Source organism: Streptomyces pristinaespiralis (assembly GCF_001278075.1).
Lineage (GTDB): Bacteria > Actinomycetota > Actinomycetes > Streptomycetales > Streptomycetaceae > Streptomyces > Streptomyces pristinaespiralis.
Window position 1 is genome coordinate 7,030,706 of sequence record NZ_CP011340.1, and the last position, 13,395, is coordinate 7,044,100.

Here is a 13,395-nt window from a genome sequence, read left to right on the forward strand (position 1 = left end):
TCGAACAGCCGCCGCACAGAAAAGAGGCGGAACGTTCCGCGCCGTCTCGCGGCCCTAGGGGATCGATGACTGAGTATGGCCGGGGCCCCGGCTCCGAACCGTGGCACCCTGAGGACCCCTTGTACGGGGACCAGGGGTGGGGAGGACAGCAGCCCGCGGCCGGTCATGCTCCGTACGCAGGCGAGCAGCAGCAGCAGTACCCGCAGGCGCAGCAGGGCCAGTACCAGCAGGACCAGCAGGACCAGCAGTACCAGTACGGGCAGGGTCAGTACGACACGGGCCAGGGTCAGTACGACACCGGGCAGGGCCAGTACGCGCAGAACCAGTACGACACCGGACAGGGCCGGTACGACACCGGGCAGGGCCAGTACCAGGACCCGTACCAGCAGGGCGGTCAGCAGCAGTACCAGGACCCGTACCAGCAGCAGCCGCAGAACCAGCAGCAACAGCACTACGACGGCGGCTGGGACACCGGTCAGCACGCCGCGGCGCCCTACGGCTCTGATCCCTCCGCCACCTATGGCGGCGAGCCCGCCGGGTACGCCACCCGCCAGGAGGCCGACTACTACGGCACCCCCGACGCCTACCCGCCGCCGCAGCCGCCCGGCCGGCGGCGGGCCGAGCCCGAGCCGGCCACCGACTGGGAGGCCGAGGCCGCACAGGAGGAGACGCACCCCTTCTTCACCGGCGACGACGGCCGCGACGAGGACGAGGGTCCCGACGAGGACGCGCGTGGCGGCGGCGACCGTGGCGGCCGCGACCGCCGCGGGAAGCAGAAGACCAAGAAGGGCGGCCGCAACGGCCTGGCCTGCCTGGTGGTCGCGGCGGTGCTCGCGGGCGGCCTCGGCGCCGTCGGATACTTCGGATACCAGTTCTGGCAGGGCCAGTTCGGTGAAGCCCCCGACTTCTCGGGCACCGGTGTCTCCGCAACCGTCGAGGTGACGATCCCCAAGGGAGCCGGCGGTTACGAGATCGGCGGCATCCTCAAGGAGGCCGGGGTCGTCAAGAGCGTCGAGGCGTTCGTCTCCGCACAGACGAAGAACCCCAAGGGCGGCACCATCCAGGACGGCGTCTACCTCCTGAAGAAGGAGCAGTCGGGCGAGAGCGCGGTCGAGGCGATGCTCAACCCCGCCAGCCGCAACAACCTGACCATTCCCGAGGGCACCCGCAACGCCACCGTCTACACCTCGATCGACAAGAAGCTCAAGCTCAAGCCGGGGACGACGGAGTCGGTCGCGGAGGCCAAGGCGGACAGCCTCGGCCTGCCCGAGTGGGCGAAGAACCACGAGGACGTCAAGGACCCGCTCGAGGGCTTCCTCTTCCCGGCCGCCTATCCCGTCTCGCAGGGCGACAAGCCGGAGGCGATCCTCAAGAAGATGGTCGCCCGCGCCAACCAGGAGTACGAGAAGGCCGGCCTGGAGTCCAAGGCGAAGGGCCTCGGGCTCAAGAACCCCTGGGAGCTCCTCACCCTGGCGAGCCTGGTGCAGGTCGAGGGCAAGACGCACGACGACTTCCGCAAGATGTCCGAGGTCATCTACAACCGTCTCAAGCCCACCAACACCGAGACGAACCAGCTGCTCCAGTTCGACTCCGCCTTCAACTACCTCAAGGGTCAGAGCAAGATCGACATCTCTGAGGACGAGATCAACAGCAACCAGGACCCGTACAACACGTACACCCAGCGGGGCCTGACCCCGGGGCCGATCAGCAACCCCGGCAACGAGGCCCTGACGGCCGCCCTCAACCCGACGGACGACGGCTGGCTGTACTTCGTGGCGACGGACGGTATGAAGAAGACCGAGTTCGCCAAGACGCTCGCCGAGCACCAGAAGCTGGTGGACAAGTTCAACGACTCGCGGGGCAACTGATGGCGCCGCCCCGCCGGGCGGCCGTCCTCGGCTCGCCCATCGCGCACTCGCTGTCCCCGGTGCTGCACCGCGCCGCCTATGCCGAACTCGGCCTCACCGACTGGTCCTACGACCGGTTCGAGGTCGACGAGGCGGCCCTGCCGGGCTTCGTCGCGGAGCTCGACGCGTCGTGGGCGGGCCTGTCGCTGACCATGCCGCTCAAGCGGGCGATCATCCCGCTGCTCGACGGGATCAGTGACACCGCCGCCTCGGTCGAGGCCGTCAACACGGTCGTGTTCACCGAGGACGGCCGGCGCGTCGGTGACAACACCGACGTCCCCGGAATGGTCGCGGCCCTGCGCGAGCGGGGCGTCGAGCAGGTGGACTCCGCCGCGATCCTCGGAGCGGGAGCCACCGCTTCCTCCGCGGTCGCCGCCCTGTCCCGCGTATGCACCGGCCCGGTGACGGCGTACGTGCGCAGTGAGGCGCGGGCCGCCGAGATGCGCGGCTGGGGCGAGCGGCTGGGCGTCGACGTCCGCACCGCCGACTGGGCTGACGCGGCCCACGCCTTGCGCTCGCCCCTCGTGATCGCCACGACGCCGGCCGGTACGACGGACGCCCTCGCGGCCGAGGTCCCGGCCGCGCCCGGCACCCTCTTCGACGTGCTGTACGACCCGTGGCCGACGGCCCTGGCAGCGGCCTGGTCGGGGAACGGCGGCGGGGTCGTGGGCGGGCTCGACCTGCTGGTGCACCAGGCGGTGTTCCAGGTCGAGCAGATGACGGGCCGCTCACCCGCGCCGCTGCGCGCGATGCGTATCGCTGGTGAACACGCGCTCCGAGCCCGCTAGGATCGGCGCGTTCGATCAGGAGCACGTCAACAGCACAGGGGGAGTCCGGCCATGGAAACCGGTCAGCCGCAGGCGTCTGTCGCCAAGAACATCTTCGAGGGCATCCTTTCGTTCCTGCCGGACTGGCTGCAGATCCCGATTCTGTGCCTGATCCTCCTGCTGATCGTCCTCGGCTGGGTGTCCTCGATCCGCAAGAAGATCGCCCGGCGCCGTGCCGCGCGCAACCCTCAGCCGGTGCCCGCGGCCCCCGGCGTCCAGGGCAGCGGCGCCGACTTCCTCGGCCCGTACGCCCCCGCCCAGCAGGTGCAGCAGGCTCCGCAGCAGCCCAGCGGCGCCGACTACCTGGGGGCCTACGCGCCCCAGCAGCGCGGCGAAGGCCACTGACCGGCTCCTGACCGGCTGTCCACGGGCGTCCGCCAGGTGGACCGGTGGCCGGGAGCGGGGCGCGGACATGGGAGGATCGAGGGAGGCGGGCCAGGGTCGCGCCTCCCCGGCCACTGCCGGGAGGTTCCCCGGGCCGCGCCGTCGCAGTTCCACGCGCGAGCATGAGGAGCACCGTTGAGCAGGTTGCGTTGGCTGACCGCGGGCGAGTCGCACGGACCCGCACTGGTGGCGACGCTGGAGGGTCTTCCCGCCGGTGTGCCGATCACCACCGAGATGGTGGCGGACCACCTGGCCAGGCGGCGCCTCGGCTATGGACGCGGTGCCCGGATGAAGTTCGAACGCGACGAGGTCACCTTCCTCGGCGGCGTGCGCCACGGCCTGACCATGGGCTCGCCGGTGGCGGTCATGGTCGGCAACACCGAGTGGCCGAAGTGGGAGAAGGTCATGGCGGCCGACCCCGTCGACCCCGACGAGCTCGCGCAGCTGGCCCGTAACGCCCCGCTGACCCGCCCCCGGCCCGGTCACGCCGACCTCGCCGGCATGCAGAAGTACGCGCTCGACGAGGCCCGCCCGATCCTGGAGCGCGCGAGCGCCCGTGAGACCGCGGCACGCGTCGCCCTGGGAGCGGTGGCCCGCTCGTACCTGAAGGAGACGACGGGCATCGAGATCGTCTCCCACGTCGTCGAACTGGCCGCTGCCAAGGCCCCGTACGGTGTCGTCCCCGTTCCCGCCGACGAGGAGCGCCTGGACGCCGACCCCGTCCGCTGCCTGGACGCCGACGCGAGCAAGGCGATGGTCGCCGAGATCGACCAGGCCCACAAGGACGGCGACACCCTCGGCGGAGTGGTGGAGGTCCTCGCGTACAACGTGCCGGTCGGCCTCGGCTCGCACGTCCACTGGGACCGCAGGCTCGACGCGCGTCTCGCCGCCGCCCTCATGGGCATCCAGGCCATCAAGGGCGTCGAGGTCGGCGACGGCTTCGACCTGGCCCGCGTGCCCGGCTCCAAGGCGCACGACGAGATCGTGCCCACCGACGAGGGCATCCGCCGCACGTCCGGCCGGTCCGGCGGCACCGAGGGCGGCATGTCCACCGGTGAACTGCTGCGGGTCCGCGCCGCGATGAAGCCCATCGCGACCGTGCCGCGCGCCCTGCGGACCATCGACGTCGAGACCGGTGAGCCCGCGGCCGCCCACCACCAGCGCTCCGACGTCTGCGCGGTGCCCGCCGCCGGCATCGTCGCCGAGGCGATGGTGGCCCTGGTCCTCGCCGACGCCGTCGCGGAGAAGTTCGGCGGCGACAGCGTCACGGAGACCCGCCGCAACGTCCGCTCGTACCTCGACAACCTGAACATCCGATGAGCGCGCCGCTGATCGTCCTCGTCGGGCCGATGGGCTCGGGCAAGTCCACGGTCGGCGAGCTCCTCGCCCACCGGCTCGGTGTGGCCTTCCGGGACACCGACGCGGACATCGTCGCCGCTCAGGGCCGCGAGATCTCCGACATCTTCGTCGAGGACGGCGAGGACCACTTCCGCGACCTCGAGCGCGCGGCCGTCCGGTCCGCCGTCGCCGAGCACACGGGCGTGCTCGCCCTCGGGGGCGGCGCGATCCTCGACGGCGGGACGCGCGAACTGCTCACCGGCCTGCCCGTCGCCTACCTGTCGATGGACGTGGAGGAGGCGGTGAAGCGCGTCGGGCTCAACACGGCCCGCCCGCTGCTCGCCGTCAACCCCCGCCGGCAGTGGCGCGAGCTGATGGACGCCCGCCGGCCCCTCTACACCGAGGTGGCCCGCGTCGTCGTGGCCACCGACGACCGCACCCCCGAAGAGGTCGCGCAGGCGGTCCTCGACGCACTGGAGCTGAAGGACGCATGACTGACCAGGCAGTGACCCGCATCCAGGTCGGCGGAACGGCCGGCACGGACCCGTACGAGGTGCTGGTCGGCCGGCAGCTGCTCGGCGAGCTGCCGGGCCTGATCGGGACCAGGGCCCAGCGGGTGGCGGTTCTGCACCCCGAGGCGCTCGCGGAGACCGGTGAGGCGCTGCGCGCGGACCTCGCCGATCAGGGGTACGAGGCCGTCGCGATCCAGGTGCCGAACGCGGAGGAGGCCAAGACCGTCGAGGTCGCGGCGTACTGCTGGAAGGCGCTCGGCCAGACCGGTTTCACCCGCACCGACGTGATCGTCGGCGTCGGCGGCGGCGCCACGACCGACCTCGCCGGGTTCGTCGCGGCGAGCTGGCTGCGCGGCGTGCGCTGGATCGCCGTCCCGACGACCGTCCTCGGCATGGTGGACGCGGCCGTGGGCGGCAAGACCGGCATCAACACCGCGGAGGGCAAGAACCTCGTCGGCGCGTTCCACCCGCCGGCCGGTGTGCTGTGCGACCTGGCGGCGCTGGACTCGCTGCCCGTCAACGACTACGTCAGCGGCATGGCGGAGATCATCAAGGCCGGCTTCATCGCCGACCCGGTCATCCTCGACCTCGTCGAGGCCGACCCGCAGGGCGCCCGCACGCCCGCCGGTCCGCACACGGCCGAGCTGATCGTGCGCTCCATCCAGGTCAAGGCCGACGTCGTCTCCAGCGACCTCAAGGAGTCCGGACTCCGCGAGATCCTGAACTACGGGCACACCCTCGCGCACGCCATCGAGAAGAACGAGCGCTACAAGTGGCGTCACGGAGCGGCCGTCTCGGTCGGCATGGTCTTCGCCGCCGAACTCGGCCGTCTCGCCGGACGGCTGGACGACGCCACCGCCGACCGGCACCGCTCGGTCCTCGAGTCCGTCGGACTGCCGCTGACCTACCGCGGCGACCAGTGGCCCAAGCTGCTGGAGACCATGAAGGTCGACAAGAAGTCCCGCGGCAACCTGCTGCGCTTCATCGTCCTCGACGGCCTGGCCAAGCCGACCGTGCTGGAGGGCCCGGACCCGGCCGTGCTGCTCGCCGCATACGGCGAGGTCTCCGCATGAGCCGCCGGGTGCTCGTGCTCAACGGCCCCAACCTCGGCCGGCTCGGCTCCCGCGAGCCGGACGTCTACGGCGCGACCTCCTACGCCGGTCTGGTGGACACCTGCCGGGTCCTCGGCAAGGAGCTCGGCTTCGACGTCGACGTGCGCGAGACGAACGACGAGGGCGAGATGATCCGCTGGCTGCACGAGGCCGCGGACGGTTCAATTCCGGTCGTTCTCAACCCCGGTGCCTTCACGCACTACTCGTACGGGATGCGTGACGCCGCCGCCCAGCGCACGGCGCCGCTCATCGAGGTGCACATCTCCAACCCGTACACCCGCGAGGCCTTCCGCCACACCTCGGTGGTGGCCGCGGTGGCCAGCGGCACGGTGGCCGGCTTCGGCATCGGCTCCTACCGGCTCGCGCTGCGCGCACTGGCGGAGGAGATCGGCGGCTGACGCGCCGCCGCGTCGAGCAGGGCACTTCGAGCCGCGCCCGGCCGTTGTCGCTACGGCGGCCGGGCCCGGTCGCACATCCGAGCGGCACCGGGAGGGTACCGTTCGGTAGCACGGCGGCCGCAGGCCGTCCGACAGAGCGTCAGTCGTACGAGACGGAGTGGCACCGGATGCAGCACGCAGTGGGGGCTCCGCTGCCGCCGCCCCACGGACCGGGGCAGGGACCGACCGGATGGATACACGGCGCACAGCACCCGGGCCCCGGCCCGGGGCTTCCCGCGGGGCCGCCACCTCCGCCGCCCGCGGCGCCCGCCGGACCTCCGCCGCCACCCCCGCAGGGATCCCCTCCGGGGCACTCCGCGCCTCCCGGCTGGACCGGCCCGGCACCGCACGGTGCGCCGCAGCAGCCCTCCCGTGAGACGACGGGCCACATCCAGCTCCCGCCCGGCGGGCCGGTCCCCATACCGGCGCCGCCCCCGGCGGACAGCGGTACCGGCACCGCGATGCTCGCCGTGCTGCTGATCGGCCCCGCCGGCGCGGGAAAGACCACGGTGGCGCGCCACTGGGCCAACACCCGCCGGGTGCCGACGGCGCACATCAGCCTCGACGACGTGCGCGAATGGGTGTGCTCGGGCTTCGCGGACCCCCAGTCGGGCTGGAACGACAACTCGGAGGCCCAGTACCGCCTCGCCCGCCGCACCTGCGGCTTCGCCGCCCGCAACTTCCTGGCGAACGGGATCTCCTGCATCCTCGACGACGCGGTCTTCCCCGACCGGCCGGCCGTCGGCCTCGGCGGCTGGAAGCGCCACGTCGGCCCCGGCCTGCTGCCCGTGGTGCTCCTGCCGGGCCTCGAGATCGTCCTCGAACGCAACGCGGAACGAAGCGGGAACCGGCGCCTGTCGGACGAGGAGGTCGCCGGCATCCACGGCCGGATGGCCGGGTGGTACGGCTCGGGCCTGCCGATCATCGACAACTCGAAGTACGACGTGGAGACGACGGCGCGCGTCCTCGACGACGTGCTGGCCCGAGCGATCGCGAGCCCTCCGAGCTGGTAGACGGGCCGCGCCTGCTCCCCACCCCGCCCCTTCCCGAACCGGGGCACGCCCCGGACCCCGTACGCCCTTCGGCCGTGCCGTCGTTGTCCCCCTACGTCCCGGCGGCCGTGGGACGTGCCCCCGCGGGCGGCCAAGGCATCCGACCTCGCCGGCGCCTGCGGTAGGGGGACCCAGGGGCAAAGCCCCGACCCCACCGCGCGGTCGGATGATGCCGGGCGACGCGGTGCCCGGGGGCCCGGGTGGAGTCCTGTGCGGTACCTCCGTCCGGGCGGAGCATGGCGCGGTGTCCTCGGCGCAGGGGGTGCTCGGCGTGGCATCCCGGTCCAGGCGGAGCGTGGCGCGGTACCTCGGTCCCGGCGGTTGCCGTCGCCGTGCCCCGGTTCGGGTGGCGTCCGGCGTGGTGCCCCGCTGCGGCCCCGGTCCGGGCGCGTTCGGTGCCGTGTCCCGGCCTGGGCGGAGCATGGCGCGGTACCTCGGTCCCGGCGGCCGACACCGTGCTCCGGTCCGCGTGGCGTCCGGTGCGGTGTCCCGGTCCGTGCGAAGCGCCGTACTCCCGTCCATGCGGAGCGCCGTGGGTGTCCTGGTCCGGCGGGGGACCTCGGGTCCGGGCGGTGCCCCGCGCCGTACGCCGGCCTGGGCGGAGCATGGCGCGGTACTTCGGTCCCGGCGGCCGACACCGTGCTCCGGTCCGCGTGGCGTCCGGTGCGGTGTCCCGGTCCGGGCGAAGCGCCGTACTCCTGTCCATGCGGAGCGCCGTGGGTGTCCTGGTCCGGCGGTGTCCGGCGTGGTACCTCGGTCCGGGCGGCGCTCCGCGCCGTACGCCGGCCTGGGCGGAGCATGGCGCGTTACCTCGGGCCGGGCGGTGTCCGGCCCGAGGTACCGGTCCACGTGGAGCGTTGCGCCCTGTCCGGGCGGACGGGGCGGTGCTCCGGTCCACGTGGTCCCGGTTTCTGAAGGGACGTGGGGGTGCCCGCGGCCGCCGGCCGCAAGGGGACGCGTTTCGTCGCGGGGACCCGCTCGGCCGTGTCACCGGGCCCGCGGCCCCCCGCGCTCGTACGCTCGAAGAATGTCTGAGGTGTATGGGGTCCGTCGTGGCCGACTGCGGGATCGATGTGCCGCGACCGGCAGCGCGGCGGCCCTGATCTCCCGGCCCGCCAACGTCCGCTATCTCGCCGGAGGCGCACCGCCCGGCGCCGTGCTGCTTCTCGGACCGGCGGACGACGTGCTGGTCTGTCCCCGCAAGCCGACCGGCGATCCCGCCGACGGCCGGCCGGACGAGGGGCTGCGGCTCGTCGTGATGCAGACGCCGGCCGGTGACGCGGCGGTCGCCGCCACCGAGCTGGCGCGCACGGAGGGCGTCGAGTCGCTGGCGGTCGAGGAGCACCATCTGACGGTCGCCCGGCACCGCGCCCTCGGGTCGGTCGCGCCCCGGCTGCGTCTCGCCGATCTCGGGCTCGCCGTCGAGCAGCAGCGGATCGTCAAGGACGAGGACGAGATCGCCTGTCTGCGTATCGCGGCGGAGATCACCGACCAGGCGCTCGGTGAACTGCTCGAGTCCATCCTCGTGGGCCGCACCGAGCGGCATCTCGCGCTCGAGCTGGAGCGCCGTCTGGTCGACCACGGCGCCGACGGCCCCGCGTTCGCGACGTCCGTCGCCACCGGCCCCAACTCGGGACGAACGGGGCACCGGCCGGGTGACCGGCGGGTGGAGGAGGGTGATTTCCTCTCGGTCTGCCTCGGCGCGAACTACCGCGGATACCGTTGCGAGATCGGCCGCACCTTCGTGATCGGCACGACCCCGGCCGACTGGCAGATCGAGCTCTACGAGCTCGTCTTCGCCGCTCAGCGGGCCGGCCGGGAGGCTCTGCTCCCCGGTACCGCGTACCGCGACGTCGACCACGCGGCACGGCAGATCCTGGATGTCGCGGGCCACGGCGAGGAGCTCCCGCCGCGTACCGGGCACGGTGTCGGGCTCGAAATCGACGAGGACCCGCAGCTCGCCCCTGCGGCCATGGGTAAACTGGACGCTTGTGTGCCGGTCACCGTCGAACCGGGGGTCCACCTCCCGGGCCGGGGCGGAGTCCGGATCGATGACACGCTCGTCGTGCGCCAGGAGGCGGACGGCGGACCCGAGCTACTCACCATCACGACCAAGGAGCTGCTCGCGCTGTAGCGAGCCGCGGTGCGAAAGACTTGGTCGTCCACCCAGCGTCAGTCCAGGAGATTCCGCAACCGTGGCTTCCACGAACGACCTCAAGAACGGCATGGTGCTCAAGCTCGACGGAGGCCAGCTCTGGTCCGTCGTCGAGTTCCAGCACGTCAAGCCCGGCAAGGGCCCGGCCTTCGTGCGCACCAAGCTCAAGAACGTGCTCTCCGGCAAGGTCGTCGACAAGACCTTCAACGCCGGCGTGAAGGTCGAGACGGCCACCGTCGACCGCCGCGACATGCAGTTCTCTTACATGGACGGCGAGTACTTCGTCTTCATGGACATGCAGACCTATGACCAGCTGATGGTCGACCGCAAGCAGGTCGGCGACGCCGCGAACTTCCTCATCGAGGGCTTCACCGCCAGCGTCGCGCAGCACGAGGGCGAGGTGCTCTACGTGGAGCTCCCGGCCGCCGTCGAGCTGACCGTCCAGCACACCGAGCCGGGCGTGCAGGGCGACCGCTCCACCGGTGGCTCCAAGCCCGCCACCCTGGAGACCGGCTACGAGATCCAGGTCCCGCTCTTCATCACCACTGGTGAGAAGATCAAGGTCGACACCCGCTCGGGCGACTACCTCGGCCGGGTGAACAGCTAACCGTGGCTGCCCGTAACAAGGCCCGCAAGCGCGCCTTCCAGATCCTCTTCGAGGCCGACCAGCGCGGGGCGACCGTGCACACGGTCCTCGCGGACTGGGTCCGGCACGCCCGTACCGACGAGCGGCAGCCGCCGGTCGCCGAGTACACGATGGACCTCGTCGAGGGGTACGCGGAGCACGCGGACCGCATCGACGAGCTCATCGCTACCTACGCCGTCGGCTGGACCATCGACCGTATGCCGGTCGTGGACCGCAACATCCTCCGGCTCGGCGCGTACGAGCTGGTCTGGAAGGACGAGACCCCCGACGCGGTGGTGATCGACGAGGCGGTGCAGCTCGCCAAGGAGTTCTCCACGGACGAGTCACCGGCCTTCGTGAACGGCCTGCTGGGCCGTTTCAAGGACCTCAAGCCGAGCCTGCGCCGCGACTGATCCGCGGCCCGGCCGGTTTCACCAGGCCCGGGGCGGAAGACGAGAGTCTTCCGCCCCGGGCCTGGTGTTTTCCGTCGTGGCCGGCCGAGGGGCCGTGAGCACCGGCGCTGTCGGTCCGCGCCCGTCGAGCCGGCGGGGGAGCGGCCCCGGTCGGTGCCCGGGACCGGGAACGCCGGAGGGCGGGGCCGGTGGAATCCGGCCCCGCCCTCCGGCGTGACGTTTTTTCAAGAGTGCGGGCAGAGCGGGGATCAGCTCTCCTCGTGCGCCACCGCACGGCGCGCGTCGGCGTCCAGCACGCCCCAGCTGATGAGCTGCTCGGTCAGGACCGACGGCGACTGGTCGTAGATCACGGCCAGGGTGCGCAGGTCGTCCTGGCGGATCGACAGCACCTTGCCGTTGTAGTCGCCACGCTGCGACTGGATCGTCGCCGCGTACCGCTGGAGGGGGCCGGCCTTCTCCTGGGGGACGTGCGCCAGGCGCTCCAGGTCAAGGACGAGCTTCGGCGGCGGCTCCGCGGCGCCGCCGGGCGTGGTGCCGGGCAGCAGTTCCTGCACCGGGACGCCGTAGAAGTCCGCCAGCTCGGCGAGGCGCTGCACCGTGACGGCACGGTCGCCGCGCTCGTAGGAACCCACGACAACGGCCTTCCAGCGGCCCTGGGACTTCTCCTCGACGCCGTGGAGGGAGAGCCCCTGCTGGGTGCGGATGGCGCGGAGCTTGGCCCCGAGCTGTTTTGCGTATTCGCTGGACATATAGCTCCCCGGACGCAGTGACGACGTGCGGCTCCGCCGCGTGGCTGGTAACTCACTGTGAGGTTACGCAGCGTTACTTGGATGAGTCAAGCCGAATGGGTCCGGACCGGTTCCGGCCGGCGGCCGGGGGACCCGGATCAGTGCATCCATCAAGCCCTGGTAACGTTGAGCGCGCAATTCCGACGTCCTTTAAGGTCCGTCCCGTGAGGCGGAGAAGGAGGTCCGTTTCCTATGGACGCTTCCAGCAGTTCCGATGCCGCCAGGCCCGTTCTCGAAGGCCCCGACATCGCGCGGGTACTGACCCGTATCGCCCATGAGATCGTCGAGCGCGCCAAGGGCGCCGACGACGTGGTTCTCCTCGGCATCCCGACCCGCGGTGTGTATCTGGCCCGCCGGCTCGCCCAGAAGCTCGAAGGCATCACCGGCCGCAAGATCCCGGTCGGCTCCCTCGACATCACCATGTACCGCGACGACCTGCGGATGAAGCCCGCCCGCGCGCTGGCCCGCACCGAGATCCCCGGTGACGGCATCGACGGACGTCTCGTCGTCCTCGTCGACGACGTGCTCTTCTCCGGCCGCACGATCCGCGCCGCCCTCGACGCCCTCGGCGACCTGGGCCGGCCCCGGGCCGTGCAGCTCGCCGTCCTGGTCGACCGCGGCCACCGCGAGCTGCCCATCCGCGCCGACTACGTCGGCAAGAACCTCCCCACGTCGCTGCGCGAGACGGTCAAGGTCCAGCTCTCGGAGGAGGACGGCCGCGACACCGTCCTGCTCGGTGTGCGGGAGACCGCCCCCGCCGGGGAGCGCTAGCACCCCCGTACGACCACCCCTTCGTACGGCGTGCCCTTCCGTGCGCCCGCATGCCTCGCAAACCTCCACAGACCTGGAGAAACCCTCCGATGATGCGTCACCTCATCTCGGCCGCCGACCTCACCCGCGACGAAGCCGTCCTCATCCTCGACACCGCGGAGGAGATGGCCCGGGTCGCCGACCGGCCGATCAAGAAGCTTCCCGCCCTGCGCGGCCGTACCGTCTGCAACCTCTTCTTCGAGGACTCCACCCGCACCCGGATCTCCTTCGAGGCGGCCGAGAAGCGCCTCTCCGCCGACGTCATCAACTTCGCGGCCAAGGGCTCGTCCGTCTCCAAGGGCGAGTCGCTGAAGGACACCGCCCAGACCCTGGAGGCGATGGGCGTCGACGCCGTCGTCATCCGGCACGGCGCGTCCGGCGCCCCCTACCGTCTCGCCAACTCCGGCTGGATCGACGCCCCCGTCATCAACGCCGGCGACGGGACCCACCAGCACCCGACCCAGGCCCTGCTGGACGCCTTCACCATGCGCCGCCGCCTCGTCGGCAGGGACGCCGGGCTCGGGCAGGACCTGGCGGGCCGGCGCATCACGATCGTGGGCGACGTGCTGCACAGCCGGGTCGCCCGCTCCAACGTGGACCTGCTGCACACCCTCGGCGCCGAGGTCACCCTCGTCGCCCCGCCGACCCTGGTACCGGTCGGCGTGGAGACCTGGCCCTGCGAGGTCTCCTACGACCTGGACTCGACCCTGACCAAGTCCGACGCCGTGATGATGCTGCGGGTGCAGCGCGAGCGGATGAACGCCGCGTTCTTCCCCACCGAGCGCGAGTACTCCCGGCGCTACGGCCTGGACGGCGAGCGGATGGCACGGATGCCGGAGCACGCGGTCGTCATGCACCCCGGGCCGATGGTCCGCGGTATGGAGATCACCGCCGAGGTCGCCGACTCGCCCCGCTGCACCGTCATCGAGCAGGTCGCCAACGGCGTGTCGATCCGCATGGCGGTGCTGTACCTGCTGCTCGGCGGCAACGAGTCCGACGCCCCCACCACGAACACCCGTACCGAGGAGAAGTAAG

At 71.9% G+C, this 13,395-nt stretch carries 14 protein-coding genes; 13 read left to right on the plus strand and 1 reads right to left on the minus strand.

Features of this window, described 5'->3' with window-relative positions:
• The first annotated feature begins 65 nt into the window (after positions 1 to 65).
• The 11 genes from mltG to nusB all read left to right on the plus strand — a co-directional run bounded on the left by mltG (position 66) and on the right by nusB (position 10,762).
• The gene (gene mltG, locus SPRI_RS30155; RefSeq protein WP_037775258.1) at positions 66 to 1,868 is read left to right on the plus strand and encodes an endolytic transglycosylase MltG; all 1,803 of its coding nucleotides are present in this window, start codon (positions 66 to 68) and stop codon (positions 1,866 to 1,868) included.
• Complete coding sequence (locus SPRI_RS30160; RefSeq protein ID WP_037775260.1) at positions 1,868 to 2,695, plus strand: shikimate dehydrogenase; 828 nt, start codon at positions 1,868 to 1,870, stop codon at positions 2,693 to 2,695. The genes mltG and SPRI_RS30160 overlap by 1 nt, the downstream gene beginning before the upstream one ends.
• A 51-nt stretch (positions 2,696 to 2,746) precedes the next feature.
• The gene (locus SPRI_RS30165) at positions 2,747 to 3,079 is read left to right on the plus strand and encodes a hypothetical protein (protein ID WP_005319836.1); all 333 of its coding nucleotides are present in this window, start codon (positions 2,747 to 2,749) and stop codon (positions 3,077 to 3,079) included.
• Between the two features lie 174 nt (positions 3,080 to 3,253).
• Positions 3,254 to 4,438, plus strand: a complete 1,185-nt coding sequence (aroC, locus tag SPRI_RS30170) for a chorismate synthase (RefSeq protein ID WP_053557516.1) — start codon at positions 3,254 to 3,256, stop codon at positions 4,436 to 4,438.
• Entirely contained in the window at positions 4,435 to 4,950 is a 516-nt protein-coding gene (locus SPRI_RS30175) for a shikimate kinase (RefSeq protein WP_005319841.1), read from the plus strand. The genes aroC and SPRI_RS30175 overlap by 4 nt, the downstream gene beginning before the upstream one ends.
• Positions 4,947 to 6,041, plus strand: coding sequence for a 3-dehydroquinate synthase (gene aroB / locus SPRI_RS30180; RefSeq protein WP_005319844.1), 1,095 nt, complete (start codon positions 4,947 to 4,949; stop codon positions 6,039 to 6,041). Before SPRI_RS30175 ends, aroB begins: the two co-directional genes overlap by 4 nt.
• Positions 6,038 to 6,478 carry a type II 3-dehydroquinate dehydratase gene (locus SPRI_RS30185; RefSeq protein WP_005319846.1) on the plus strand — a complete coding sequence of 147 codons (441 nt, stop codon included), beginning with the start codon at positions 6,038 to 6,040 and terminating at the stop codon, positions 6,476 to 6,478. Before aroB ends, SPRI_RS30185 begins: the two co-directional genes overlap by 4 nt.
• 167 nt (positions 6,479 to 6,645) lie before the next feature.
• The gene (locus SPRI_RS30190) at positions 6,646 to 7,530 is read left to right on the plus strand and encodes a Pro-rich N-terminal domain-containing protein (RefSeq protein ID WP_053557517.1); all 885 of its coding nucleotides are present in this window, start codon (positions 6,646 to 6,648) and stop codon (positions 7,528 to 7,530) included.
• Between the two features lie 1,066 nt (positions 7,531 to 8,596).
• Positions 8,597 to 9,703 (plus strand): aminopeptidase P family protein, encoded by a 1,107-nt coding sequence (locus SPRI_RS30195; protein ID WP_037775262.1) that lies wholly within the window; start codon positions 8,597 to 8,599, stop codon positions 9,701 to 9,703.
• 61 nt (positions 9,704 to 9,764) lie between these two features.
• A complete protein-coding gene (gene efp / locus SPRI_RS30200; RefSeq protein WP_005319856.1) occupies positions 9,765 to 10,331 on the plus strand; it encodes an elongation factor P in 567 nt (188 codons plus the stop codon).
• Positions 10,332 to 10,333: 2 nt separating this feature from the next.
• On the plus strand, positions 10,334 to 10,762 hold the full coding sequence (gene nusB / locus SPRI_RS30205) for a transcription antitermination factor NusB (protein WP_005319859.1): 429 nt from the start codon (positions 10,334 to 10,336) through the stop codon (positions 10,760 to 10,762).
• A gap of 248 nt (positions 10,763 to 11,010) precedes the next feature.
• Here nusB and bldD read toward each other — a convergent pair whose 3' ends face one another.
• Complete coding sequence (bldD, locus tag SPRI_RS30210) at positions 11,011 to 11,511, minus strand: transcriptional regulator BldD (RefSeq protein WP_005319862.1); 501 nt, start codon at positions 11,509 to 11,511, stop codon at positions 11,011 to 11,013.
• Positions 11,512 to 11,742: 231 nt separating this feature from the next.
• Between bldD and pyrR the strand changes: the two genes are divergently transcribed.
• The gene (gene pyrR, locus SPRI_RS30215; RefSeq protein WP_005319865.1) at positions 11,743 to 12,321 is read left to right on the plus strand and encodes a bifunctional pyr operon transcriptional regulator/uracil phosphoribosyltransferase PyrR; all 579 of its coding nucleotides are present in this window, start codon (positions 11,743 to 11,745) and stop codon (positions 12,319 to 12,321) included.
• A gap of 89 nt (positions 12,322 to 12,410) precedes the next feature.
• Entirely contained in the window at positions 12,411 to 13,394 is a 984-nt protein-coding gene (locus SPRI_RS30220; protein WP_037775263.1) for an aspartate carbamoyltransferase catalytic subunit, read from the plus strand.
• Position 13,395: the final 1 nt, after the last annotated feature.

Bases quoted from the DNA above. Each gene is read 5' to 3' on its own strand.
- SPRI_RS30165 (WP_005319836.1), top strand. From the start codon at position 2,747: ATGGAAACCGGTCAGCCGCAGGCGTCTGTCGCCAAGAACATCTTCGAG.
- aroB (WP_005319844.1), top strand. From the start codon at position 4,947: ATGACTGACCAGGCAGTGACCCGCATCCAGGTCGGCGGAACGGCCGGC.
- SPRI_RS30160 (WP_037775260.1), top strand. From the start codon at position 1,868: ATGGCGCCGCCCCGCCGGGCGGCCGTCCTCGGCTCGCCCATCGCGCAC.
- mltG (WP_037775258.1), top strand. From the start codon at position 66: ATGACTGAGTATGGCCGGGGCCCCGGCTCCGAACCGTGGCACCCTGAG.
- SPRI_RS30185 (WP_005319846.1), top strand. From the start codon at position 6,038: ATGAGCCGCCGGGTGCTCGTGCTCAACGGCCCCAACCTCGGCCGGCTC.
- SPRI_RS30190 (WP_053557517.1), top strand. From the start codon at position 6,646: ATGCAGCACGCAGTGGGGGCTCCGCTGCCGCCGCCCCACGGACCGGGG.
- SPRI_RS30195 (WP_037775262.1), top strand. From the start codon at position 8,597: ATGTCTGAGGTGTATGGGGTCCGTCGTGGCCGACTGCGGGATCGATGT.
- SPRI_RS30175 (WP_005319841.1), top strand. From the start codon at position 4,435: ATGAGCGCGCCGCTGATCGTCCTCGTCGGGCCGATGGGCTCGGGCAAG.
- pyrR (WP_005319865.1), top strand. From the start codon at position 11,743: ATGGACGCTTCCAGCAGTTCCGATGCCGCCAGGCCCGTTCTCGAAGGC.
- bldD (WP_005319862.1), bottom strand. From the start codon at position 11,511: ATGTCCAGCGAATACGCAAAACAGCTCGGGGCCAAGCTCCGCGCCATC.
- SPRI_RS30220 (WP_037775263.1), top strand. From the start codon at position 12,411: ATGATGCGTCACCTCATCTCGGCCGCCGACCTCACCCGCGACGAAGCC.